This is a genomic window from Maricaulis parjimensis (assembly GCF_016817355.1).
Taxonomy (GTDB): Bacteria; Pseudomonadota; Alphaproteobacteria; order Caulobacterales; family Maricaulaceae; genus Maricaulis; species Maricaulis parjimensis.
In genome coordinates, this window is the sequence record NZ_JADOTT010000006.1 from 93,064 (window position 1) to 117,034 (window position 23,971).

Annotated in this window: 30 protein-coding genes; 12 read left to right on the forward strand and 18 right to left on the reverse strand. The window is 62.8% G+C overall.

What is annotated here, in order from left to right; translation table 11 throughout:
• Window positions 1-8: 8 nt before the first annotated feature.
• The 5 genes from fabF to fabD all read right to left on the reverse strand — a co-directional run bounded on the left by fabF (window position 9) and on the right by fabD (window position 3,687).
• A complete protein-coding gene (fabF, locus tag I0K07_RS11375) occupies window positions 9-1,292 on the reverse strand; it encodes a beta-ketoacyl-ACP synthase II (protein WP_203293481.1) in 1,284 nt (427 codons plus the stop codon).
• Window positions 1,293-1,302: 10 nt separating this feature from the next.
• A complete protein-coding gene (locus I0K07_RS11380) occupies window positions 1,303-1,539 on the reverse strand; it encodes an acyl carrier protein (RefSeq protein ID WP_138510330.1) in 237 nt (78 codons plus the stop codon).
• A 157-nt stretch (window positions 1,540-1,696) separates the two neighbouring features.
• Window positions 1,697-2,434 (reverse strand): 3-oxoacyl-[acyl-carrier-protein] reductase, encoded by a 738-nt coding sequence (fabG, locus tag I0K07_RS11385; protein WP_203293483.1) that lies wholly within the window; start codon window positions 2,432-2,434, stop codon window positions 1,697-1,699.
• A 15-nt stretch (window positions 2,435-2,449) separates the two neighbouring features.
• Window positions 2,450-2,734 (reverse strand): hypothetical protein, encoded by a 285-nt coding sequence (locus I0K07_RS11390; RefSeq protein WP_203293485.1) that lies wholly within the window; start codon window positions 2,732-2,734, stop codon window positions 2,450-2,452.
• A 5-nt stretch (window positions 2,735-2,739) separates the two neighbouring features.
• Window positions 2,740-3,687, reverse strand: a complete 948-nt coding sequence (gene fabD / locus I0K07_RS11395; protein WP_203293487.1) for an ACP S-malonyltransferase — start codon at window positions 3,685-3,687, stop codon at window positions 2,740-2,742.
• A 240-nt stretch (window positions 3,688-3,927) separates the two neighbouring features.
• Between fabD and rpsF the strand changes: the two genes are divergently transcribed.
• From rpsF to alr, 7 genes are all read left to right on the forward strand, one after another.
• Window positions 3,928-4,284, forward strand: a complete 357-nt coding sequence (gene rpsF, locus I0K07_RS11400) for a 30S ribosomal protein S6 (RefSeq protein ID WP_203293489.1) — start codon at window positions 3,928-3,930, stop codon at window positions 4,282-4,284.
• A 14-nt stretch (window positions 4,285-4,298) separates the two neighbouring features.
• A complete protein-coding gene (gene rpsR / locus I0K07_RS11405; protein WP_138510340.1) occupies window positions 4,299-4,553 on the forward strand; it encodes a 30S ribosomal protein S18 in 255 nt (84 codons plus the stop codon).
• A gap of 14 nt (window positions 4,554-4,567) precedes the next feature.
• A complete protein-coding gene (gene rplI, locus I0K07_RS11410) occupies window positions 4,568-5,200 on the forward strand; it encodes a 50S ribosomal protein L9 (RefSeq protein WP_203293491.1) in 633 nt (210 codons plus the stop codon).
• A 120-nt stretch (window positions 5,201-5,320) separates the two neighbouring features.
• A complete protein-coding gene (locus I0K07_RS11415; RefSeq protein WP_203293493.1) occupies window positions 5,321-5,758 on the forward strand; it encodes a hypothetical protein in 438 nt (145 codons plus the stop codon).
• 206 nt (window positions 5,759-5,964) lie between these two features.
• Complete coding sequence (locus tag I0K07_RS11420) at window positions 5,965-6,345, forward strand: hypothetical protein (RefSeq protein ID WP_203293495.1); 381 nt, start codon at window positions 5,965-5,967, stop codon at window positions 6,343-6,345.
• Between the two features lie 250 nt (window positions 6,346-6,595).
• Window positions 6,596-8,083: a replicative DNA helicase gene (locus I0K07_RS11425; protein ID WP_203293497.1), complete on the forward strand. Its 1,488-nt coding sequence runs from the start codon at window positions 6,596-6,598 to the stop codon at window positions 8,081-8,083.
• Entirely contained in the window at window positions 8,064-9,176 is a 1,113-nt protein-coding gene (gene alr, locus I0K07_RS11430) for an alanine racemase (RefSeq protein ID WP_203293499.1), read from the forward strand. The genes I0K07_RS11425 and alr overlap by 20 nt, the downstream gene beginning before the upstream one ends.
• Before the next feature lie 4 nt (window positions 9,177-9,180).
• Here alr and I0K07_RS11435 read toward each other — a convergent pair whose 3' ends face one another.
• A complete protein-coding gene (locus I0K07_RS11435) occupies window positions 9,181-9,555 on the reverse strand; it encodes a hypothetical protein (protein ID WP_203293501.1) in 375 nt (124 codons plus the stop codon).
• A 298-nt stretch (window positions 9,556-9,853) separates the two neighbouring features.
• Here I0K07_RS11435 and radA point away from each other — a divergent pair, with 298 nt between their 5' ends.
• From radA to I0K07_RS11460, 5 genes are read left to right on the forward strand one after another with little or no spacing between them, the layout of a single operon-like run.
• Window positions 9,854-11,230, forward strand: a complete 1,377-nt coding sequence (radA, locus tag I0K07_RS11440) for a DNA repair protein RadA (protein WP_203293503.1) — start codon at window positions 9,854-9,856, stop codon at window positions 11,228-11,230.
• A gap of 12 nt (window positions 11,231-11,242) precedes the next feature.
• Entirely contained in the window at window positions 11,243-11,887 is a 645-nt protein-coding gene (locus I0K07_RS11445) for a CvpA family protein (RefSeq protein ID WP_203293505.1), read from the forward strand.
• Complete coding sequence (gene purF, locus I0K07_RS11450) at window positions 11,884-13,365, forward strand: amidophosphoribosyltransferase (protein ID WP_203293508.1); 1,482 nt, start codon at window positions 11,884-11,886, stop codon at window positions 13,363-13,365. The genes I0K07_RS11445 and purF overlap by 4 nt, the downstream gene beginning before the upstream one ends.
• The gene (locus I0K07_RS11455; RefSeq protein ID WP_203293510.1) at window positions 13,362-14,078 is read left to right on the forward strand and encodes an SDR family NAD(P)-dependent oxidoreductase; all 717 of its coding nucleotides are present in this window, start codon (window positions 13,362-13,364) and stop codon (window positions 14,076-14,078) included. Before purF ends, I0K07_RS11455 begins: the two co-directional genes overlap by 4 nt.
• 38 nt (window positions 14,079-14,116) lie before the next feature.
• Window positions 14,117-14,629, forward strand: coding sequence for a GNAT family N-acetyltransferase (locus I0K07_RS11460; protein ID WP_203293512.1), 513 nt, complete (start codon window positions 14,117-14,119; stop codon window positions 14,627-14,629).
• On the opposite strand, the gene der is transcribed toward I0K07_RS11460, so the two are convergent.
• The 12 genes from der to I0K07_RS11520 form a co-directional block, all read right to left on the reverse strand.
• Window positions 14,615-16,111, reverse strand: a complete 1,497-nt coding sequence (gene der / locus I0K07_RS11465) for a ribosome biogenesis GTPase Der (protein ID WP_203293514.1) — start codon at window positions 16,109-16,111, stop codon at window positions 14,615-14,617. The genes I0K07_RS11460 and der overlap by 15 nt on opposite strands.
• Before the next feature lie 84 nt (window positions 16,112-16,195).
• A complete protein-coding gene (locus tag I0K07_RS11470; protein ID WP_203293516.1) occupies window positions 16,196-17,563 on the reverse strand; it encodes an outer membrane protein assembly factor BamB family protein in 1,368 nt (455 codons plus the stop codon).
• A complete protein-coding gene (locus I0K07_RS11475; RefSeq protein WP_203293518.1) occupies window positions 17,556-18,320 on the reverse strand; it encodes a tetratricopeptide repeat protein in 765 nt (254 codons plus the stop codon). The genes I0K07_RS11470 and I0K07_RS11475 overlap by 8 nt, the downstream gene beginning before the upstream one ends.
• Before the next feature lie 86 nt (window positions 18,321-18,406).
• Window positions 18,407-19,234 carry a 3-methyl-2-oxobutanoate hydroxymethyltransferase gene (gene panB / locus I0K07_RS11480; RefSeq protein WP_203293520.1) on the reverse strand — a complete coding sequence of 276 codons (828 nt, stop codon included), beginning with the start codon at window positions 19,232-19,234 and terminating at the stop codon, window positions 18,407-18,409.
• Between the two features lie 670 nt (window positions 19,235-19,904).
• Window positions 19,905-20,246, reverse strand: coding sequence for a hypothetical protein (locus tag I0K07_RS11485; RefSeq protein ID WP_203293522.1), 342 nt, complete (start codon window positions 20,244-20,246; stop codon window positions 19,905-19,907).
• Window positions 20,243-20,785, reverse strand: coding sequence for an RNA polymerase sigma factor (locus I0K07_RS11490; RefSeq protein ID WP_203293524.1), 543 nt, complete (start codon window positions 20,783-20,785; stop codon window positions 20,243-20,245). Before I0K07_RS11490 ends, I0K07_RS11485 begins: the two co-directional genes overlap by 4 nt.
• 25 nt (window positions 20,786-20,810) lie before the next feature.
• Entirely contained in the window at window positions 20,811-21,188 is a 378-nt protein-coding gene (locus tag I0K07_RS11495; protein ID WP_203293526.1) for a DUF6249 domain-containing protein, read from the reverse strand.
• 78 nt (window positions 21,189-21,266) lie between these two features.
• A complete protein-coding gene (locus I0K07_RS11500) occupies window positions 21,267-21,824 on the reverse strand; it encodes an NnrU family protein (RefSeq protein ID WP_203293528.1) in 558 nt (185 codons plus the stop codon).
• A gap of 68 nt (window positions 21,825-21,892) precedes the next feature.
• A complete protein-coding gene (locus I0K07_RS11505) occupies window positions 21,893-22,249 on the reverse strand; it encodes a hypothetical protein (protein ID WP_203293530.1) in 357 nt (118 codons plus the stop codon).
• On the reverse strand, window positions 22,246-22,776 hold the full coding sequence (locus I0K07_RS11510) for an RNA polymerase sigma factor (RefSeq protein WP_203293532.1): 531 nt from the start codon (window positions 22,774-22,776) through the stop codon (window positions 22,246-22,248). Before I0K07_RS11510 ends, I0K07_RS11505 begins: the two co-directional genes overlap by 4 nt.
• A gap of 1 nt (window position 22,777) precedes the next feature.
• Window positions 22,778-23,194, reverse strand: coding sequence for a hypothetical protein (locus I0K07_RS11515; RefSeq protein ID WP_203293534.1), 417 nt, complete (start codon window positions 23,192-23,194; stop codon window positions 22,778-22,780).
• Window positions 23,195-23,300: 106 nt separating this feature from the next.
• Window positions 23,301-23,930 (reverse strand): COG3650 family protein, encoded by a 630-nt coding sequence (locus I0K07_RS11520; RefSeq protein WP_203293536.1) that lies wholly within the window; start codon window positions 23,928-23,930, stop codon window positions 23,301-23,303.
• Between the last annotated feature and the right edge of the window lie 41 nt (window positions 23,931-23,971).

The following is a 23,971-nucleotide window of genomic DNA, read 5'->3' on the forward strand; positions in this document are numbered from 1 at the left end:
ATCAACAGCTATTCAGCCGCGACAAATACCACGGAGGCATTCGTCCCGCCGAATCCAAACGAGTTCGACAGGGCGGCTTTCACCGGCTTTTTCACAGCCGTTTTGGGCGCCAGATTGATGCTCGTTTCAACCGACGGATTGTCCAGGTTCAGGGTCGGCGGACAGACCCCGTCGCGGATCGCCAAGATGGAGAAAATCCCCTCGATCGCGCCGGCAGCCCCGAGAAGGTGGCCGACAGCGGATTTGGTGGAGGACATGACCAGTCCGTCGGAATGATCCCCGAACAGGCGTTCCACGGCGCGCAGCTCGATCTCGTCACCCAGCGGGGTGGAGGTGCCGTGCGCATTCACATAATCGATATCGCCCGGCGTCAGCCCGGCATCCTTGAGCGCCGCGGACATGGAGCGGAACCCGCCATCGCCATCCTCGGCCGGAGCCGTGATGTGATAGGCGTCACCGGACAGGCCATAGCCCTTCACCTCGGCATAGATCTTCGCGCCACGCGCCTTGGCGTGCTCGTATTCTTCCAAAACGAGAACCCCGGCGCCCTCGCCCATGACAAAACCGTCCCGGTCCTTGTCATAGGGCCGCGAGGCGGCTTCAGGCGTATCGTTGAAACCCGTGGAAAGCGCCTTGCAGGCAATGAAGCCGGCCACGCCCAGACGGCAGACCGTGGCTTCCGCTCCGCCGGCCACCATGATGTCGGCATCGCCACGCGCCACAAGGCGGGAGGCGTCACCAATGGCATGCGCCCCGGTGGAACAGGCCGTCACCACAGCATGGTTCGGACCTTTCAGGCCATGACGGATCGAGACCTGGCCGGAGACCAGATTGATCAGCATGCCCGGAATGATGAAGGGAGAGAGGCGCCGCGGCCCCTTCTCGTGAAGCTCGATCGAATTGTTGTAGGTCGTTTCCAGACCGCCAATGCCGGAGCCGATCATGACGCCGGCACGGCATTTGTCTTCTTCGGTCTGGGGATCCCAGCCCGCATCGGCGAGAGCTTCGTCAGCCGCCGCGATTCCGTAGAGGATGAAATCATCCACCCGGCGGCGGTCCCGGGCGCTCATCACGCTGTCAGGGTCAAACACCCCGGCATCGCCTTCGCGCCCGCCACCGCGTCCGTCGGTACGGGGAACCATTCCGGCAATCTTGCAGGCAAGATCACCGGTTTCAAAATGCTCGATCTTCCCCAGCCCTGAACGGCCGGCGAGAAGGCGTTCCCAAACGACTTCCCGCCCGCAGCCCAATGGCGTGACGAGGCCGATTCCCGTGACGACGACGCGACGCATGAAGGGGTCGTTAGCCCACCTTCTCGGAGATGAACTTCACGGCATCACCAACCGTCTGGATGTGCTCGGCGGCATCATCCGGGATCTCGATGTCGAATTCTTCTTCGAACGCCATGACGAGTTCGACATTGTCCAGGCTGTCAGCGCCCAGATCATCAATGAAGGACGCCTTCTCGGTGACCTTTTCCGCATCCACATCGAGATGCTCGATAACAATTTTCGTAACGCGCTCGAGAACGTCAGACATTTCAGACCCTCATAATGATTCACCGCGGAACTATAGCGGCGCAGGAGAAGACGGGAAGGGCCCAAATACAACCCAAACCCAAGATGCGCGGGCAGTTAACACACTTCATTCCGGTAGGCCAGAATGTCGCACAATGCCCGCAAACGAAATTATGCCATCAGATCATGGCCATGCCGCCATTCACATGCAGTGTCTGGCCGGTCATGTAATTGGCTTCCTGGCTGGCGAGATAAACCACAGCAGCGGCGATATCATCGCCCGAGCCGAGATCACCCGCCGGAATTTTCGACAGGATGGCGGACTTCTGGTCGTCCGTGAGGACGTCCGTCATCGGCGAGGCAATAAAGCCCGGCGCGACGCAGTTCACGGTGACGCCACGCGCGGCCACTTCCTGGGCCAGCGATTTGGAGAAGCCGATCATACCGGCCTTGGAGGCGCAGTAATTGGTCTGACCCGGATTGCCTGTCACGCCCACCACGGAGGTGATGCCGATGATGCGGCCCCAACGGGCCTTCATCATGCCGCGCAGGGCGGCACGGGAGAGGCGGAAATAGCTTTCCAGATTGATGCGGATGACCTGATCCCAGTCCTCATCCTTCATGCGCATGAGGAGCTGGTCCTTGGTGATGCCGGCATTGGCAACCAGGATGTCCAGCGAGCCCATGGCTTCGGCCGCCTGCTTGGGCAGCGCGTCCACGGCTTCGGCGTCGGACAGATTGCAGGACAGGACGTGGGCGCGTTCGCCCAGCTCGTCGGCCAGTTCCTGCAGCACGTTCTCGCGCGTGCCGGACAGCGCCACCGTGGCGCCCTGGGCGTGCAGCTTGCGCGCAATCGCATTGCCGAGGCCGCCGGTGGCACCGGTCACGAGGGCGTTCTTGCCAGTCAGGTCAAACATTCCAATTCCCTCCAGTCAGGGCGAAGTAAACAGAACGAACAGCATGGGGACAGCGATAAAGGCGAACAGCGCCGCCATGAACCCCCAGCCGATCGGCGTTGGCACCCGGGACGCGAAACGGGCACCGACGAAAACAAGTATGGCCGGGAGCGTCCATCCCAGCGCGATGAGGACCATGAGGGCGGCGGCATCCAGCAGCCAGGCCAGCCAGAGGATTTCCTTCTCGCGTTTCTTCCGCGCGGAACGAAACCGGTCAAGAACGGCAGCCTTGGAATAATCCCTCGTTTCCCCCTCGCTCAAAACACCTAGCCTTTCAGGCTGGCCGCGAAGGCTTCCAGATCGGCCGCGCTGTTGAGCGCGACGCCGGAGGCGTCCTTCGTTGTGCGCTTGAGCATGGTGGTGAGCACCTTGCCGGAACCGGCTTCGGCCAGCGTGGTGATCCCCGCCTCCTCGACCATCCACAACACGCTCTCGCGCCAGCGGACGCGGCCGGTGACCTGCTCGACCAGCTGTTTGCGGATCGTCTCGACATCATCGGTCGGGCGCGCCGTGACATTGGCGACAACCGGGACGGCCGGGGCGTTGATGGTCGCTGCGGCCAGGGCTTCGGCCATGGCGTCGGCGGCGGCCTGCATCATCGGGCAGTGGAAGGGCGCGGAAACCGGCAGTTTCATCGCCTTCTTCAGACCTAGCTCGCCCGCCTTGGCGATCGCGGCATCAATCGCGGCGGTGGCGCCGGAGATCACGATCTGTCCCGGGGCATTGTCATTGGCGATGGCGCAGACGCCAGCTTCAGCGCCGGCAGCCACGGCCTGGGCGGCGAGATCCTCATCGGCCCCCAGCAAGGCAGCCATTGTCCCCTCACCCACCGGCACGGCCTTCTGCATGGCCTGGCCACGCAGCTTCAGCAGTTTGGCGGCATCGGTGATGGAGAGCGCGCCTGCGGCAGCCAGGGCTGAATACTCACCAAGACTGTGACCGGCGACGAATTGGGCGGCGTTGACGTTTACGTCAAACTCGCTCTGGAGCACCTTCATCACAGCCAAGCTGGCGGCCATCAGGGCCGGCTGGGCATTCTCAGTCAGGGTGAGGTCTTCGATCGGGCCATTGGACATCAGACCGGACAGGTCCTGGCCCAGCGCCGCGTCCACTTCGTCAAAGACGGCCTTGGCGGCTGCAAAGTCCTTGGCCAAGTCCTGACCCATACCCACGGCCTGGCTACCCTGACCGGGAAAGACAAAGGCGAATTTCATTTGAGATTCTCTCCGGTGAATTTCGGCTGACCGCTCGATAGACCGTGACAGACGTTCTGCGCAAGGGCGCATGCGGCTTGCACTGCCGTGGCATTTCAGGTAATGGCCGCGCTTCGCTTGATTGCGGTCCTTCTTCCATCAGGTGTCGTACAGGGTGTACGCGCCGGGAGCGGGAGCCACCGCGGGCCTGCCCGACCCTTCGGCATGGTCTGCGCCGCGATCTACTTGAAGGGAGCCGAAATGGCACTTTACGAGCACATCTTCATCGCGCGTCCGGACATTTCCCCGGCGCAGATGGAATCTCTCATCGAAGAGACCAAAGCCCTGATCGAAGAAAAGGGCGGCAAGACCGGCAAGACCGAATACTGGGGTCTGCGCAACCTGGCCTACCGCATCAACAAGTCGCGCAAGGGTCATTACGGCCTGATCGACATCGATGCCCCGGCTGACGTTGTGGCCGAGCTGGACCGTCTCCAGCGCCTGTCCGAAGACGTGATCCGTCACATGACGGTCCGCGTCGAAGAGCACACCGAAGAGCCCACCGCGATCCTCACCAAAAAGGATGATCGTCGCGGCGGTCGTCGTGAGCGCAACTAGGAAAGGTCGCTAAGATGTCTTCTGGAAACATCTCCAATCTGCCGGCACGCCGTCCGTTCATGCGTCGCCGCAAGGTCTGCCCGTTCTCCGGCGAAAATGCGCCGAAGATCGATTACAAGGACCCCAAGCTCCTGCTTCGCTACATGTCCGAGCGTGGCAAGATCGTTCCGTCCCGCATCACCGCGGTTTCGGCCAAGAAGCAGCGTGAACTGGCCCGTGCGATCAAGCGCGCCCGCCAGCTGGCCCTGCTGCCGTATGTGGTCGATTGAGGGAGGACTGAATAATGAAACTGGTTCTCCTTGAACGCGTTGAAAATCTCGGTGTGATCGGCGACGTCGTCTCCGTCCGCCCGGGTTTCGCCCGCAACTTCCTGCTGCCGCAAGGCAAGGCCCTGCGCGCGACCGAAGCCAATATGGCGCGCTTTGAAGCCGAGCGTGAAGTGCTCGAAAAGCGTAATGCCGAGCGCGCTGCGGAAGCGGCTGAAGCCGGTCAGTCGATCGATGGCGAAAGCTTCGTCATGATCCGTCAGGCGGGTGAAAGCGGTCAGCTCTACGGTTCTGTCACCTCCCGTGACATTGCCGAGATCGTGTCCGAAGGCGGCACCAAGGTCGTGCGTTCCCAGGTTGCCCTGAACGCACCGATCAAGACGCTGGGTCTGCACGAGCTGAAGATCAAGCTGCACGCCGACGTCTCCGTGACCGTGACGATCAACATCGCACGCTCCGAAGATGAAGCCGAACGCCAGGCTGCTGGTGAAGACGTGATCGCCTCCCAGGCGGACGAAGATCGCGCCATCGCCGAAGCCCAGGCAGCCGAACTGTTCGAAGCCAGCGAAGAAGGCCAGGAACTGGCCGCTCAGCAGGCGTCCGAAGAGGCTGCTGCCGAAGACGGCGAAGCGGAAGAGACCGAACAGTAAGTCCGGTTTCTCAAGACGATTGCAGGAAAAGGGCAGCTCCTCGGGCTGCCCTTTTCTTTTTGTTGGGAAATGCACAGATAGTGGTGAAGTGAAGCTGTTTGCCGCACTGTGAGAGCCGACGTGTCCGCTACCACCGACCCAGAGAAGCGCCATGTTGAACGCTGGATCGCCTTCGCCATCTCGATCTTCCTGTCATTGGCCGCGAGTTATTTCGTCCTCGGCCTGATGTCCGCGCCGGTGGAAGAGTATGTGAACCTGCAGGACGATATCCATTTCGCGGACGTCCAGCCTGTCGTGGGCCCCTTCCTCTTCGGGGTATTGGCCGTGACGGCCATCTCTTGTGTGATCGGCACACTATTGCAGGCCTTCAATACGCGCTGGTCGCTGCCCGTCATGCTCTTCTATTTTCTGTCCGCCAAACTGTCCTGGATCCTGTCCTCTTTCCTGCCCAATTATGATGGTGGGGCGACAGGAGCGGTTCTGACACTGATCCAGCTGATCATGTTGTTTCTGGTATTCCGCACCCAGGGACACAAATGGTTTCGCCTGCAAGCCTAAGCTGGCACGAGCCTGGCTCGCACAGTCAGGTCATAGTTAAATACAGGCCCAATGGCGGGTTTCGCTTTGCTTCTCTTCATTGACGATGATTAATTGCAGTTAAGTTTCATGGACTAACACAACCCCTCAGAGCAATGGAAACAACCGCCACTCCTCTTTCCGCGACACGCAAACGGCAGATCGAACGCTGGATCGGGATTGCGATCATGATCACCCTGACCCCGGTGGCGAGCTATTACGCCCTGGGTGTGGCCGGATTTCCGATCGAGCGCTTTGTCGATATTGATCCGACAACCCGGTTTGATGATGTGCGTTTCCTGATCGGCCCCCTGCACTATTGGGCCCTGATCGTGTCCGGCAGCTTCGCTGTCCTGTCCCTGGTCCTGCAGATCCTCGATTCCCGCTGGTCCATCCCGGCCCACATCATCTATTTCATCGGCGCCAAGATCGGCTGGATCATGGCCTCCTTCCTGGCCAATTATGACGGCGTTCTGGTCGGCGCGACGACGACAATTTTCCAGATGACGGTTCTCGTTATCCTGGTCCGGACCCAAGGCCAGAAATGGTTCCCCCGCCGGCCCCGCTGAGCACCGGGTTGTGGATAATATCAACGCTCCAAACACTTGATTTTACGGTGCTGACAGTATCCGGACAGTGGCATTAAGCGTTTGTACTTTCAGCGACAGAACGCGTTATCCACAGCGATCAACACAATTTCGCGAATGGCAGGAATCAACTGATTCTGTCCGGATTCGGGTGTGGCCATCGCCAGACCGTCCCGGTATTCAACCTGTCTTCTCCGCACCGGACGGACGCGGAGATCAGGGGACCAGATCAATGACCACCGCGTTGCAGCCGTTCATCGAGGACGACTCTCACATTGCTGATGTCGAAACCGCGCCGCACAACCTGGATGCCGAGCAGGCCTTCCTGGGCGCGCTTCTGTACGACAATGAGCTGTTTCACCGGGTCGCCGACTGGCTGAAGCCGGAGCATTTCTATGACCCGGTGCATGGCCGCATCTATGACACGGCCTCCGACCTGATCGGCCGTGGCTCGCTGGCCGACGCCGTCGTGCTGAAAACCCAGTTCGACAAGGATGACGGGCTGCGCGAGATCGGCGGCACCACCTATCTCGCCGTTCTGATGGAAGGCGCCGTGTCCGGCAATGCCGCCATCGAATACGCCAAGATCATCTATGAACTGGCCCTGCGCCGCGAACTGATCCGCATCGGTAATGACCTGGCCAATGCCGCCAGCCAGGATGCGGAAATCCAGGCCCGCGCCCTGATCCAGGATATCGAGCAGCAACTCTATAATCTGGCTGAGGAAGGCTCCGCCTCGCGCGGTTTTGTGAGTTTCAAACAGGCCCTCGCCGAGTCCGTGGAATCCGCCTCTGCTGCCTATGAGCGCGATGGCGGTCTGGCCGGCATTTCCTCCGGCCTGAACGAGCTGGACCGCAAGCTGGGCGGACTGCACCCATCGGACCTGATCATCCTCGCCGGCCGCCCGTCCATGGGTAAAACCTCGCTGGCGACCAATATCGCCTTCAACATTGCCAAGGCCTATCAGTTCGAGGAACAGCCCGACGGGACGAAAAAGACGACCAGTGGCGGCGTTGTGGGCTTCTACTCACTGGAAATGTCCGCCGAACAGCTCGCCACCCGTCTGATTGCCGACCACACCTCCATCCCGGGCTACATGATCCGCCAGGGTACGATCGACGCGGCCCAGTATGAGGAGATCCGCGACGGTGTGCTGGAAATCCAGGCCCTGCCGCTCTTCATCGACGATACCGGTGGCCTGCCCATCTCCGCCCTCGCCGCCCGTGCGCGCCGCCTCAAGCGGACCCATGGCCTCGACATCATCATCGTCGACTACCTGCAGCTGATCACCTCCTCGCGGGCCCGCGCCGGTGCCAGCCGTGTGGAAGAAGTCTCCGAGGTCACCCAGAACCTCAAGGCGCTGGCCAAGGAACTCAATGTTCCCATCATCGCCCTCTCCCAGCTCTCGCGTCAGGTGGAGAACCGCGAAGACAAGAAGCCCCAGCTCTCGGACCTGCGTGAATCCGGCTCGATTGAGCAGGATGCTGACGTGGTGCTGTTCGTCTATCGCGAGGCGTATTACAAGGAACGCGAGAAGCCGCGTGAGGACACGCCGGAATATCTCGCCTGGGAAGAAGAGTTCCGCCGGATTGAGAAAGTCGCTGAAGTCATCATCGGCAAACAGCGTCACGGCCCGATCGGATCGGCTAAGCTCGCCTTTGATGGCATGCTGACCAAGTTCACCGATCTGGAAACCCGGTATGACGACGAGCCCAACTGACGCAACGGCCGAACCCGCTCCCCGCCTGATCATCGATCTGGCGATTATCCAGCAGAATTACGCCAAGGTGCGCGAACTTGCGCCCAATGCCGAAGCCGGAGCCGTGGTGAAAGCCAATGGCTATGGCCTGGGCGCAACCGAGATCATCCCTGCCCTGGCCGATGCCGGTTGCCGCAATTTCTACGTCGCCCACACGTCCGAAGGCCGCGAAGCGCGTCAGGCGCTCGGCGGACGTCCGGCCAATATCTTTGTGTTCAACGGGTTCTGGCCGTCCGAATTGCCAGCGCTGCGCGAAGCGGAACTCTTCCCGGTGATCAATGAACTCGCCCAGCTGGAAAATCTGCGCCGCCTGGCGCCGGACCTGCCCTGCGCCATCCATTTCGACACCGGCATGAACCGTCTCGGCCTCGGCGAGGAAGAGACGGAGGCGCTGATCAAGGATCCGTCGCGCCTGGATGCGATCGATGTGCGTCAGATCATGAGCCATCTGGCCTGCGCAGACGATCCGGAGCATCCGCTCAACGCGAAACAGCGCGACCGGTTTGCCCGTATCCGATTGGCCTTCCCGGGCATTCCCGCCAGCCTGTCCAATTCTGCCGGCATCCTGCTGGGGCCGGACTATCATTTTGACGTGGTCCGACCCGGCCTCGCCCTGTTCGGTGGTGTGCCCGCGCCCGGCCATCCCTCGCCCTTCGAGCCGGCGGTGGAAATTGACGCGCCCATCCTGCAGATCCGCGATCTCAAACCCGGTGACACGATCGGTTATGGCGCCACCTTCACGGCCAATGATCCGCGCCGGATCGCGACTGTCGCCGCCGGCTATGCGGACGGTCTGCTGCGCGCCTTCGGCAATGGTGGCTATGGCCGGATCCGGGAGCATCGCGTGCCGATCACCGGACGGGTCTCGATGGATCTGATCGGGGTGGATGTCACCGAAGCGGGCAATGTGAAACCGGGCGACCCGGTCTGTTTCCTCGGCCATGACATCGAGGACATGGCCGATAGTGCCGCGACGATTTCCTATGAATTCCTCGTGCGCCTGGGCCTGCGCTTCCACCGCATCTACAAGCCGGGCCGGCCGGCAAAGCGCTGAGCCGTCAGCGCAGCAGGCGCCGGTTGGCCAGCATGCTGAGCATGACCATGCAAATCACTTCCGACGTGAAAATGACCAGTCCCGGCCAGGCCGGAACATAGGGATTGAAGGACACGCGGACCCAGATCAGTACATGCAGGATCGCCGCGCCAAGCAGGACATGCATGGCGCGTTTCCGCCGCGCCAGCAGGAGAATGAACACGGCCAGGATACAGGCCTGAAACGTGCCTGCGGCGAAGCCCATGGTGAAGGTCGGCATGGCATCGATCACCATGCGGGCATCGGTGCCGAAAATCTGGAACTCGTCATATCCCAGCACGACCAGCGCGCCGGCGACCTGCCAGGTGCTGGCCTGGCTGAAAATCAGGGCCAGACACAAGAACGCGACCCGGCGTGTCCATGTCTCGAACGGTCCGGGAACGTGCTTACGCTCTTTTGGTCCACTCACACTGCTCATAGCGTCCTTGCCCAGAACCCCATGACATCATTCTTAGACCAGAAATTTTGTGCGGAAAATGCTGAGCGCCTCGCTGGCGAATATGGCGAGGACTGCCCGTTGAGGTCCCTGCCCGTATTTCGCTGTTCCGCCCCTGTCCCTGCAGCGCAACGCAGGCTAAGGACAGTTTCTGTCGCCCGCGTCTGGTCAACTCCTAGCGGAGTTGAAGGAGAATATCGAAATGGCCCGTGCCGATAGTGTTTTTGTCTGCCAGTCCTGTGGCTCGACCCATTCCAAATGGGCCGGCAAGTGCGATGATTGCGGTGAGTGGAACACGCTGGTCGAAGAGGCCCCGTCCGCCCCGCTGGGCACACAGGCCAGCGCCGCCAAACGCCGCGGCAAGTCGGCCCGGCTGGAATTGGTGGATCTGGGGGCCGAGACGCCGGAAACCCCGCGCCTGATCTCCGGCATTGCCGAACTGGATCGTGTCGCCGGCGGCGGGCTGGTCCCCGGTTCTGCAATCCTGGTCGGCGGCGATCCCGGCATCGGCAAGTCGACACTCCTGCTGCAGCTGATGGCCCGGGTCGCCAGCGACAATACCAAGGCGATCTATATTTCCGGCGAGGAAGCCATCGACCAGGTCCGTCGCCGCGCCAAACGCCTGGGCCTGGCGGACAGTCCGGTCGCCCTGGCCTCGGAAACCTCACTCAATGACATCCTGGACGGTCTGAAGGCGGAAAAGCCGGACATTGTCGTTATCGACTCCATCCAGACGCTCTGGTCGGATCAGCTCGCCGCCGCACCGGGCACGGTCGCCCAGGTCCGCGCCTGCGCCCAGGAACTCGTCCGCTTTGCCAAAAAGCGCAATTGCACGGTCATCCTGGTCGGCCATGTCACCAAGGATGGCCAGATTGCCGGCCCGCGCGTGGTCGAGCACATGGTCGATGCCGTGCTCTATTTCGAGGGCGAACGCTCGCACCAGTTTCGCATCCTGCGCGCCGTGAAGAACCGTTTCGGGCCGACCGACGAGATCGGCGTGTTTGAAATGGGCGACAAGGGGCTGGGCGAAGTGGCCAATCCCTCCTCCCTCTTCCTGGACGGCCGCGGCGAAGCCAATCCGGGGGCCGTCGTCTTTGCCGGCATGGAGGGCACTCGCCCCGTGCTCAGCGAGATCCAGGCCCTGGTCGCTCCGGCCGCCTTCGGCACACCGCGCCGGGCGGTGGTGGGCTGGGATTCCGGCCGTCTCGCCATGGTGCTGGCCGTGCTGGAAGCGCGCTGCGGCTTCAACATCTCCAACCGGGACATCTTCCTCAATGTTGCCGGCGGGCTGAAAATCGCCGAACCGGCCGCCGATCTGGCCGTCGCGGCGGCCATTGTTTCCTCCGCCCTGGACGTCGCCCTGCCCGGCAAGGGGGTCGTTTACGGAGAAATCAGTCTTTCCGGCGATATTCGTCCGGTCGGCCGCAGTGATTCGCGGCTCAAGGAAGCGGCGAAGCTCGGTTTCATCGAAGCGATCGCCCCCACCGCCTCGGCCGACGACACCGCACCGATCAAGGTCAGGGGCTTGGCCACCGCCCTGGAATTGGTGCAGACTTTGAACGCCTTGGCTGGCGAGTAGGGAGCGACACCCATGGATGGGACGCTGAGTGCTTTTGACGGTATCGGGCTGGCAATCCTGCTGGCATCCGGATTGCTCGCCCTGGTGCGGGGTTTTGTCCGCGAGGCGCTCTCTGTCACCGCCTTTGTCGCCGCCTCCCTGGCGACGCTCTGGGCCCTGCCGGTTTTCATCGCCCCGGCCCGCGACATGATCGATCCAGACTGGCTGGCCCCGCTGGCCATTGGCGGTTTCGTCTTCATCATCATCTATCTCGCCGTCACCTTCGTGACGTCCTCCCTGTCCAAGGGACTGGCCAAGGGCGAGGATGTGAATGTGGTCGACCGGACGCTGGGCTTTGCCTTCGGCCTGGTGCGCGGCCTGGTCCTGCTGGGTCTGGGCGTGATCTTCCTGGCCGCGACGCTGGGCGAGAATGGCCGGCCGCCGGCCTGGGTCTCGCAGGCACGCATCTATCCGCTGGTGAATGCGACCGCCCGGGCGTTGCAAACCCTGGCGCCTGAAACCTCACGTCTGGCGGAAACCGCGCCCCTGCCCGGTGGCACGGATGACCCGATTGCAGAAACAATAAGAAATAATGACAGCTCCTATGGCCGTCGCGATCGAAACCGACTAGATGACCTCATCGGTTCGACCACGGATGACCAGGACGACGACGGATGAGCTCCACACCCGCCTTTCCTGCCACGCTCACCTATGATCCGGCTACGGATCGCCCCCAGGAAGAATGCGGCGTTTTCGCCGTCTACGGCACCAAGGATGCCGGCATCCTGACCGCGCTCGGGCTTCACGCCCTGCAGCATCGCGGACAGGAAGCCTGCGGAATCGCGACCCATGACGGGTCGCGTTTTCACATTGAACGCTATCTCGGCCTGGTGGGGGAGAACTTCACCTCGCCGGACATGCCGGAACGCCTGCCCGGCAGTGTGGCCATCGGCCATGCGCGCTATTCCACCCAGGGCGCCTCGGTGCTGCGCAATGTCCAGCCGCTCTATTGTGATGTGCGCGGCGGCGGTATCGCCCTCGCCCATAACGGCAATCTGACCAATGCCCGCGTCCTGCGCGAGGAATTGGTCAATCAGGGCGCCATCTTCCAATCGACATCCGACAGTGAGGTCGTGCTTCACCTGGCGGCCCAGTCGAAGAAGACCAAGCTGACCAATCGCGTCCTGCAGGCCCTCAAACAGGTCCAGGGCGCGTTTGCTTTTGTAGCCCTGGTCAATGACCGCCTGATCGCGGCCCGCGACCCGTTCGGCATCCGCCCGCTCGTCATGGGCAAGCTGGGTGATGCCTATATCTTTGCCTCCGAAACCTGTGCCCTGGACATGGTCGGTGCCACATTCGAGCGCGAGATCGAGCCGGGTGAAGCGGTGGTGGTGAATGAGGACGGCATCCGCTCGGAGCGTTTCGCGCCGGAACACAAGGCCAAGGTCTGCGCCTTCGAATACATCTATTTCGCGCGTCCCGACTCGGTGATCGGCGGTCGCAGCGTCTATGAAGCCCGCAAGGAAATGGGCCGTCAGCTGGCGCTGGAAACCCCGGCCGAAGTCGATGTGGTGATCCCGGTGCCGGACAGCGGCGTACCGGCCGCGATCGGCTATTCGGAAGCCGCTGGCATCCCGTTCGAGCTGGGCATTATCCGTTCGCACTTCGTCGGCCGGACCTTCATCCAGCCGACCCAGGACCGGCGCGACCTTTCGGTCCGCCGCAAGCACTCGGCCAATGCGGCCGCCGTGCGCGGCAAGCGCGTCCTGCTGATCGATGACAGTATTGTGCGCGGCACGACCTCGCTGAAGATCGTGCGCATGATGCGCGAAGCCGGCGCCAAGGAAGTCCATTTCCGCTCCGCCTGCCCGCCGATCAAATTCCCGGACTTCTACGGGATCGACATGGCCGGTCAGAAGGAACTCATCGCGGCCTGCATGGACCTGACCGAGATGACCGACAAGCTGGAAGCCGACAGCCTGGCCTTCCTGACTGTGGACGGTCTCTACAAGGCAGTCATCGGCGAAGCGCGCAATGATGCGGACCCGCAACTGTCCGACCACTACTTCACCGGCGAGTATCCGACGCGCCTTGTTGACCATGACCGGGACCTCTCGGCCAAGGAATTCCAGCTCTCTCTCCTGGTAGACGCATGACCGACATTGATCTGAACGGCCGCCTCGCTCTCGTCAGCGGGGCTTCGCGGGGTATTGGCTATGCCATGGCGCTGGAACTGGCCAAGGCCGGCGCCCACGTCATCGCCACGGCCCGCACTCAGGGCGGACTGGAAGAGCTGGACGACAAGATCAAGGCGGCTGGCGGCACCGCCACACTGGTACCGATGGACCTCCTGTCGGAGGACGGGATCGAGCAGCTGGGCCAGATCGTGATGGACCGGTGGGGCAAGCTGGACATCCTGCTGGCCAATGCGGGCGCGCTGGGTGAATTGACGCCAGCCGCCCAGGTCAAGGCCAAGCAATGGCAGACCGTGGTCGGTGTGAACCTGATCGCCCCGGCCCGCATGATCCGCGCCTTTGAGCCGGCCCTGCTGGCCTCAGACGCCGGTCGCGCGGTTTTCATCTCCTCCGGTGCCGCTGAGAGCCGCCGCGCCTTCTGGGCGCCCTATGCGGCTTCCAAGGCCGGTCTGGACGCTCTGGTCCAGTCCTGGGCCAAGGAACACGAGACCGAGGGCAAGCTGAAGGCGAATATCGTCTATCCCGGCGTGATGCGGACCATCATGCGCGCCAAGGCCTTCCCGGGCGAAGATCCCAAAAGCCTGCCGCACCCGTCCGTGCTCTGGCCGATGATTTCCGAACTCGTCAGCCCGGCCTGCACGCGCCATGGCGAAATCGTGAAATACGAGAACTAGGCTTCACTGCCCGCTGACGCAGGTGTGAGAGGACGTCCGTGCAACCCGGTGCTAGCTATCGGGCCATGAACTCCACACCGCGTCTGCGTTTCACCCGTCTTACCGAGGTCCCGTTGGAAGCGATCAGGGCGCATATGCGTCATCCGCGTCTGGCTGAGCACATGCCCCTTCTCAAGGGCGCTTGGGATCTGACCCAGTGCCAGGCCCTGGTCGACACCAAGGAAGCCCATTGGAAGCGGGATGGTCTGGGTCACTGGGCCTTTCTGGCCAATGGCCACTATGCCGGCTGGGGCGGTTTCCAGAAAGAAGGCGAGGACTGGGATTTCGGACTGGTCCTGCATCCCGATCATTTCGGTCTCGGACTGCCGATCACCCGCAAGGCGCTGACCTTCGCCCGGCAGACCGCCAAGCTGGACGCCATCACTTTCCTGCTGCCGCCCTCGCGCCAGCACCTCAAAGCGCTCCTGCGTCTGGGCGCACAGGAATTGGCCGCCACGCATTATGACGGCCATGAGTTCCGCAAATTCCGGCTGGACCTAGCCCCGGCCTGACGGCTTCATCCGGGCGGGTTTCTTGGATGCGGCCTTGCCCGCCGTGGCTTTCTTCGGTGCGGCCTTGCGCGGCACGGGACGCTTGCCGGCGCCCGGCTTCTTGGCATCCGCACCGGAACCGCCGCGATCACCTTCGGCATAGGGGTTCTTGCCCGCCTTCACGATCAGACGGATCGGCACACCCGGAAGCTCGAAGGCCTCGCGCAGACCATTGACCAGATAGCGCTTATAGCTCTCGGGCAGTTCAGAGGCGCGCGAACACATCATGACGAAGGTCGGCGGACGCCCCTTGGTCTGGGTGATGTAGCGCGGCTTGACCCGGCGGCCATTGATGGAGGGCGGCGGATGCCGCTCGATCATCTCGTGCAGCCAGTCATTGAGATCGCGGGTCTTCACCTTCGCGTCCCAGTCGGCATGCAGCTTGGCCAGGGTCGGCATGATCTTGTCGAGCCCTTTATTCTTCACCGCAGAAATCGGAATGATCGGCGCCCCGCTCATCTGCGGCAGAAGACGTTCAAACTCGATCTGGATTTCCTTGATGAAGGCCTCGCGGTTTTGCACGAGGTCCATCTTGGACACGGCAATCGCGACGGCGCGGCCTTCCTTGTAGGCCATGTCGGCCAGGGTCAGGTCCTGCTTTTCCAGCGGGTGGCCGGCATCCATCATCAACAAGACGACTTCGGCGAATTTCACGGCCCGCAGCGTGTCGGCGGCGGACATGCGTTCCAGCCGGTCATTCACCTTGCCGCGTTTTCGCAGCCCGGCCGTGTCGTGCAGGCGGACGCGGTGGCCATCCCACATCCAGTCGACCGCAATCGCGTCCCGCGTAATCCCGGCTTCCGGGCCAGTGATCAGGCGTTCCTCGCCGATCAGCGCATTGATCAGCGTGGACTTGCCGGCATTGGGACGGCCGATCACGGCGATGCGCAGCGGCGGGCTGTCCTCGGCGGACTGGCGTTTGCGCGCCTGTTTGGCCAGCGGGCCGAGCCCGGCTTCCACGGCGTCATACAGCTCACCGATACCGCCGCCATGGGCAGCAGACACGGGAACCGGTTCACCCAGGCCCAGTTCGAACGCATCGATCAGCCCGCTCTCGCCGAACCGGCCTTCGCACTTGTTGGCGACCAGCACGACCGGACGGCCGGAGCGGCGGATGACATCGGCAAAGCTCTGGTCCAGCGGCGTCACGCCGGCGCGGGCATCGATCATGAACAGGCAGAGATCGGCATGCTCCAGCGCCATTTCGGTCTGGGTGCGCATCTCGAAGTCCAGACCGTCCTTCTCGCTATCATCATAGCCAGCAGTGTCGATCAGGAGGAGATTCATGTCGCCCAACCGGCCACGCGCCTCACGCCGGTCGCGTGTCACGCCCGGGCGGTCGTCGACAATGGCCAGCGGTTTGCCGGCCAGCCGGTTGAACAAGGTGGATTTTCCCACATTGGGCCGTCCCACGACGGCGATGCGGGGCAGATGTGCAGTCATGCGTTTGCGCCTTGGAGCCCTCCCGGCGTGATTACCAAATCACGCGGGGAGGTCAAAATTTTCTCGTTCAGGCGCCGGCATTCTCTAGCGGAGAGCGATCAGCCGCGCCTCGTCGGTGAGCACATACACGGTTTCATTGGCAATGACAGGACCAATAAACACATCATCGCGCAAATTCATTTCACGGATGAGTTCACCATCATAGGCATTGAGGATGGTCGCACGGCCGTCACTGGCGGCCACAAACACACGGCCACCGGCCAGAAGCGGGCCCGTCCAGGCTATCCGGTCGCGGCGCTTGTTCGGGTCCTCGAACAGGTCAAGCTGGGTGATCCACAGCACGGTCCCGTCGCGCCGGTCGATACAGGCCACTTCGGCCTCATTGGTCGTGATGAAGAGATAATTCCCGGCCACCCAGGGTGCGTGGGCGCCGCCGGCCGGCTGCGTCCACAGACGTTCACCGGTACGCAGGGAGATCGCGGCCAGCAGGCCGGAATGGCTCATCGCATAGACGGTATCATCCATGATGACCGGGCTGCCCGCGACATCATTGATGTCGGACAGAGCTGTCAGGCCGGTCGAACCGCTCAGACTGTCGGACCAGACCGGGTTTCCGTTCTGCACGCGCAGGGCAATCAGTTCGCCAGAAGCGAACGGCGCCACGACGAGATCACCCAGTACAGCCGGGCTCGGCGCGGTCAGCAGGCGGGCATTCTCGACAATGCCCTGATAGGTCCACATCACCGTGCCGCTCTCGGCCTCGATGGCGATGAGTTCATTGTCGTCAGAGGTCACGAAGACGCGGCCTTCGGCGACCGTCGGCGCGCCATGGAAGGGCACCAGCGTTTCGGTGCGCCAGAGTTCGGCACCGGTATCGGCGTCCAGGGCGACAAAATAGTTGAAGCCGGAATGGGCAAAAATGCGTCCATTCTCATAGGCCACGGCCCCGCCAAAAGACATGCGGTCGCGACGGGTCGGGCCTTCCAGGCGGGTCGACCAGATCCGGTCACCGCCATCGGCGGAATGCGCGAACACGGTGCCATTGGCATCAATCGAGAAGATGCGGCCATCAGCGATCACCGGACGCCCGATCAGGCGGCGGTTATTGTCCGAACCCTGACCGAAGCTCTGGCGCCAGGCCACGTCCAGCGGACCGCTGGCCTGGGTGTGCTGCAGGGCGTGGGTGGGATAGCCACCGGGCTGCGACCAGACCGGATTGGTGTAGGCGGTCGGCAGATCGACCGGCGCGACATTGCTGTCCAGCTGCAGGCCCTGCTCGAAACTCATGATGGAGATCCGGCCATCATCCGGCGCCGTACCGTTCAGATCATCCTGATTGCGCCCGCCAAACCCCGGGATCGCGTCGATCGGATTGGGGATGGAGGAACAAGCCGCCAGCGGTGCCAGGGCGGCAGCGAGCAGGATGGAGCGGATACGCGTTACATCAATCATCGCCTTGATCCCCGGCGCTGGTGTCCTCGGATGTGGCGTCCGGCTGGGCCGGGGCCTCGTCAGTCTGGGTGTCTTCAGCCGGTGCCGCCTCGCTCGCCGGAGCCGCCAGGGCTTCGTCACGCTCGATGATGGCCAGCGCTTCCTGGGCCCGGCGGCGTACGCCTTCCGGAGCCTCGAAGGCAAAGCTGATGAATTGATAGGCGGAACGGGCGCGCGTCAGGTCACCGTCGCGCAGGGCTGCCGCGCCGATGGTCTCGCGGGCCAGGAAACGATAAGGCGCAGTGTCCTGGGTCAACGGCGTCAGGCGAATCTCGACATCGGCGGCGCTCAGCATGTCCCAACGGGCCCACACAGCGCGGATTTCAGCCAGATCACTGACCAGCGGTTCCGATGTCGCGGCAGCCGCCTGCTCGAAGAAGTCTGCGGCCGCAGCCGTGTCGCCTTCGTTCAGCGCAACATTGGCGCGCTGCATCAGGGCGAGCGCGGGATAACCGGCCGCGCCGGTCTCGGCCAGGGTCTCGAATCCGGTTGCAGCCAGGGCGAGCTGGTTTTCCTCGCTGGCACGGATGGCAGAGATAAAGGCTTCGGAAGAGGCTTCCCGCTCGCCCAGACGATAGGCCTGCCAGGCTTGATAACCGGCTGCCACGGCAATGATACCGATGGCGCCACCAAGCGCCCACGGACCATATTTCCTCAGCAGTTCCTGATACTTGTCCTTGCGAAGTTCTTCGTCGACTTCTTCGAAAATATCGACCACGTCGATGCGGCTCCGTGTCTTAAACGCAAATGCCCAATGGGTGTTTGCGGGACCCTAGCCTTGAAGGCGCGCAGCGGCAACCAAGCTCAACCGTCGATACGCCGCAGCGTGTAGACCTCGTCATCCGACGGGAAGGCCCGGCTGCGCACATCGGCGGCATATTGGGCGACAGCTGCGTCGGTGCGCTCGGCCATATTGTCATAGCGTTTGACGAATTTCGGCGTCCAGTCGAACACGCCCAGCATGTCCTGGGTGACCAGAATCTGCCCATCACAGGCGGCCGAAGCGCCAATGCCGATGGTCGGAACTTTTACCTGGGCGGTGATCTCTCGGGCCAGATCCTCGGCCACACCCTCGATCACGATGGCGAAAGCCCCGGCCTGGGCGGTGGCAACCGCTTCCTCAATGACGCGATGGCGTTCGATGTCATTGCGTCCCTTGGCCTTGAACCCGCCATCGGCGAGCGCGGCCTGCGGGCGCAGACCGATATGGCCGATCACCGGAATGGAGCGCTGCGCCATGAAGTCGATCGTCTCGGCGGCATAGGTACCGCTTTCGATCTTGATCGCCTGACAGCCCGTCTCCGACATGATGCGCGAGGCATTCTCGAAGGCCTGCTGCGGTGAGCTTTCATAACTGCCGAAGGGCATGTCCACGGCAACCAGGGCCTTCCTGGAGCCCCGCATCACCGCCTTGCCGTGCAGGATCATCATGTCGAGCGTGACGCCGATCGTTGAGTCCAGCCCGTGCACCACCATGCCGACACTGTCGCCCACCAGAAGCAGGTCGCAATGCGGATCCAGGATGCGCGCCATCGGGGCGTCATAGGCCGTCAGGCAAACAAGCGGCTCCCCGCCCTTGCGGGCACGGATATCGGGCGCGGTGATACGGCGGGTCTGGGACTGGGCAGACATGGTACTCACTCCGGTTGGGTTCGCGGACCCTAGCTCACCATGCTGCAGCGCAAAAGCGCTTTGGTGAATGGCGTGTATTCGGGACTGGGATGCGCGTTCAGCGCCACGGCGCTTCCGCCTGGCGGTATGAGAGGTGTGCGGGAGGCCGGCGGCTGTCTGCCGGCGAATTTTCTAGTGTGTGTGACAGGCGTCTGCCTCCCGCACGCGGAGATTTCCCGAACGCTCTCGCCCCCGTTTCCAATCCGGCCGGTACTCGGGTCGGGCGTTTAGTGCCGTCAGACCGGTCCGGACGCCCTGCCGGAGCTCAGGATGTCACCCCCTCGCGCGGACAGGCTCCGCAAACCCCCGGGCACAAGGGACTGAGCTCGCGCCTCTCTTCCCGGAAGTCGCCTGTATTGTGCCTGAGGTTTCCGGGGTGGGGATAAGTTGGGCTCGATCAGCACTCCCTCTCCCTGGGGAGAGGGTGGCGCGCATGCGCCGGGAGCGGGGGAAATCCCGGTGCGGGCAGATAATCGCGAAGACCTCGCCGATCCCCCTCATCCGCCCCTGCGGGGCACCTTCTCCCCGGGGAGAAGGGGGGCGTTGTGCCTGAAAACTGAGCGCCCAAAAGAAAAACACCCCCTCTCCCAAAGGAGACGGGGTGCCAAAATCGGGGATTGAAAGAAAAGCCCTAGGCGAGACGCCGCGGGAGGATGGCCGCGACTGCGGCGACCGCGATGGCCATGGCACCGGCCGCCATCACTTCCGGAGACATCAGGAAGGTGGCATTGGCCATCAGGCCCTCGGCCGGCAAATTGATATTGCCGAACAAGCCTTCCAGCTGCGTGCCGGCAATCGCCGAACCGGTGGAACCGGCACCGCCCAGGATCAGGACGCGCTTGCGGTCCGGATTGGACAGGCGGTCCATGACGCGCTTGGTGAAGCGGTCTGCCTCGCTCTCGCGCGCCATCGGGGCTGCGGCGTCGGCAAAGGCCGCCTTCAGCCTCTGATCGAATGCATCATCCATAGTCATGACGCCATTACCTCTGCTTCCTGGAAGAAGGCCTGCAATTTGGCCCTTCCGCGGTTCACATGCGATTTCACGGTCCCCAGCGGCATGCCTGTGGCTTCAGCCGCTTCGGAGTGTGACATTCCACAAGAGTAACACATCACAACCAGCGTGCGTTCCTCTTCTTTCAATGTGGCCAGTCCGCGATCCAGATCAACCACACTCCCCATGTCGCGGGGCGCTTCGGTGTCTTCAACACCGCTCTGGAACTTCTCCATCACCCGTTCGGTCGATTTGCGCTTGCGCGCCGACTTCAGGAACTCGGTATAGGCGATGGAACACATCCAGGACTTGAAGGAGCCGGTCCCTTTAAAGCTCCCGATTTTCTCATAGGCCCGGATGAAGGTGTCCTGGGCCAGATCGTCGGCGAGGGCGTGGTTGCGGCACATGCGGTGCAGCATTCCCCGCACGATGCCTTGGTGGCGCCGGACAAGCTCTCCGAAGGCCGCCGGATTCTTCGTGGCGACAACCAGAGCAACCAATTCTTCGTCCGGCGCCTGCATCGGCAAATCCCCTCCCCGGCTCTGCCTAGCTGGACTTCTTGTTGCCCAGCAGGCCGAAGCCCAGCAGGACGATACCAATGAAGCCCGGGAAGGACGACATGCCCAGGAAGACCTGGAAGGCTTCGTCTTCGCCACCCATCATGCCGATGGTCGCACCGAAGACGATCATGGCCAGAGCGACCGCGATCAGGATGCCACCCCATTTCAGGTCGGCATTGGAATTCTTTTGCGGCATGCCCAGCGCCTGGATCGTTTCCGGCGTCATTTGCTGGCCTGCCCGGATCGCTTCCTGAACCGTGGCCAGGATGGCCTTGCGCTTTTGGGTCCCGCCATTCACCGCGATGAAGACAATCAGCACGACCATCGCAAACAGGCCCGTCGGGACGAGAACTTCAACTCCCATTTCAACCTCCGTTACCGGCCACACCATGCGGCCTTTGTCCCCTAGATGCACGGGGTTCAGGATTTGGATGCAGACGGATTACCCGATAATGGCAACGCCGAACAGATACATGTGCAAATTCATGAGGATAAGGGCCGCCAAAATTCCCAGAACAATGGCAGTCAGATCCCCGCCCCAGCCTTTCACGACAGGCGGTGGCGTCTCGCGCAGGCAAGCTGCAACGAATGTGATCGCGGACCAGACCAGGAAACTGCCGAACAGGACCAAGGCCGCCAGCTCGCCATTCGCCAGAGCGTGAGCACCGGCCCACAGGACGACACCGGCCAGCATGGGATGCTGAACCCAGCGGCGGATATGTCCCGGCGCATAAGAGGACACGATGAGGATCAATGCGATCGGCACCAGGGTGAAGGCCAGGTGACGCGTCCAGGCGGGTGGCACCCAGACCGGCTCACTGGGATGGGCCAGAATCTTGCCATAGATGATGAGGCCGAAACCGATCAGGGACAGCGCGGTATAGGCCAGCTTGTAGGGCATTTCGCCGAGCCGGGCCTGAAGCGTCCCTCGAGCGCCCGGGATCACGCGCAGGAAATGTACGCCGAGAAACAGGACCAAGCCTGCGATCAGGACCGCCATGGCAGCCTCCCCCTCCATTTTGTGGTGACTATAGACGATTCACATCCACATCACCGGCAAAAGCACGTCTAGCGCAAACGCAGACGCCCCAGCTTCAGGCGTGGCAGGTCAGGATGGCGCTGCAGCCAGGCCTGGGCGGCAAAGGCCCCGAGCACGGCCAGCAGGACCAGAACCAGGATTTCCAGCAAGGGTGCCCCCAGCGCCGTGGCCAATTGGTCGACCACCGGGATGAGCAGTCCGGCCAGAATGACGAGAAGGGCCAGCACGCCTGTCCGGATCGCCAGACCGAGGCGGAAACGCCGCCGCGCGACGGCTTCCATCACGGCGATGCGGAAACCGGGATCGACCGGCGCAACCTCTCCAGCCTCGAAAAAGGCCGACAGGGCATCCGTCCTGCTTTCCATGTTTTCGGGCTCGCGTGTCATCCGCTCACTCCCAGAATCTCCTCCAGCCGGGCACGGCCACGGCTGACATGTGATTTTACCGTACCCAACGGCATTTCCAAGACGTCTGACGCGTCCTGGTGGGTCCAGCCGCCTGCCAGGCAGAGAGCGACAGCGGCGCGCTGGTCCTCCGGCAGCTGGGCCAGGGCCTGTTGCATGGCCAGATGCATTTCGCGGTTCGGCGTCTCGGCCTGCGGCTGATGCGCGTGCCAGGCCTGGTCGCGATTGCGGCTGCGCGCCATGGAGCGAGCCGTCATCTTGGCCTGCCGCCAGGCAATCCCGAACAACCAGGATTTCAGCCGTTCGCCCGTGTCGAGCAGGCGCAGCCTTGTCCAGGCCGCCAGGAAAACCTCCTGGGCGATGTCGTCGGCATCGGACTCATAGACACAGACCCGCCGCAAGAAGCTGCGGACCGGCGCCTGGTAGCGATCGACGATCCGCGCGAAGGCTGCGTCAGAGCCCGACCGGGCCGCTGCGACCAGCGCAGCGTCCGTCGGCTCGGTGGTCATGTCAGTCGCGCCGGCGTCCGCCACGGAACAGGCCGCCGACCAGGAAGGCCAGGCAGAGCACGCCCATGATCATCGCGACGAAATACATTTCCTCCCGGATGTCACCGAGCAGGCCGGCATAGCCGGTATAGGCGAAGACACCGGCCAGGCCGGCAAACAGGATCACCAGGAAGGCATTGGACGAGCTGGCATGGCCGCTGCTGCCCTTCTCTGTGTCATGCCACTCATTGTGGTCATCCTCACTTTTGTCGAGGGAGGCAATCAGCTCGGCCGGCGGTTCGCGGCCCGCCGCCGTATAGGTCTTCAAGAGGTCGATCTTCGCCTGGTGCCGCTTGTAGCGCATGAAGCTGCCCCAACCCGCGGCGATGAACCAACCCAGCGGAAACAACAGCCACCAATAGTGAAACAGGAAATCCATATCATCCTCGCAATTCTCTACGGAGCGCGATTGCGCCTTTCATGACTGTGTTGCCGCCCAAGCGACGTCTGGATGCAGGCCGATGCAGATTCTCTTCCGTCGGGCGTCAGTCATTCTGAACCGGCGTGCGGCAACAGCCTTCCATCAGGCGGGCCCCCTCACCATCGCGCGCATCGACCACGGCCTGCCAGCCATAGTCCCGGTCGCTCATCCCGTCGGAACAACGCCCCGGCCGGATCAGGGCCATGCCCTCAATCTCGCCGGTGAAATAATAGATGAAGGGCTCGAAACGGCTGCGGGCGGTTCGAGCGTCTGTGATGGTCACCACCCGCTCCTCCCCCAGCGTCATCATGTCATGATAGATCGCGCTGCCATCCGGCCGGATCGAGAGGCCCCAGAAGGGTTCGGTGCCCGAGCATTGCAGTCCGGCCGGCGCGTCCATGCCCGCCACACCGGGGCGCGGCATTTCGCTGAGATAGGCCAGGCTGACCCAGCCGGACCCTTCATCCTGCAGGATGCGTCCCCAGCCATGGCGGACCTCCAGCACCTCAACCGCGCTCGCTGTGGGCTGCAACGTTCCGATAATCGCCGATGTCGTGCTGGGCGTCGCGCGGATCACCAGCGTGTCATGGGCATCGACATTGACCACGCGATAGAGCGTCGGTTGGGCCAGCAGCTTGCCGGCCGGGACCAGGGCCAGCATGAGTGCAACAGCCAGAATGCGTGTGATCGTCATGGGCCCCCCGATTTGGGGACACGCTAGCCCCTCGCCCGGAC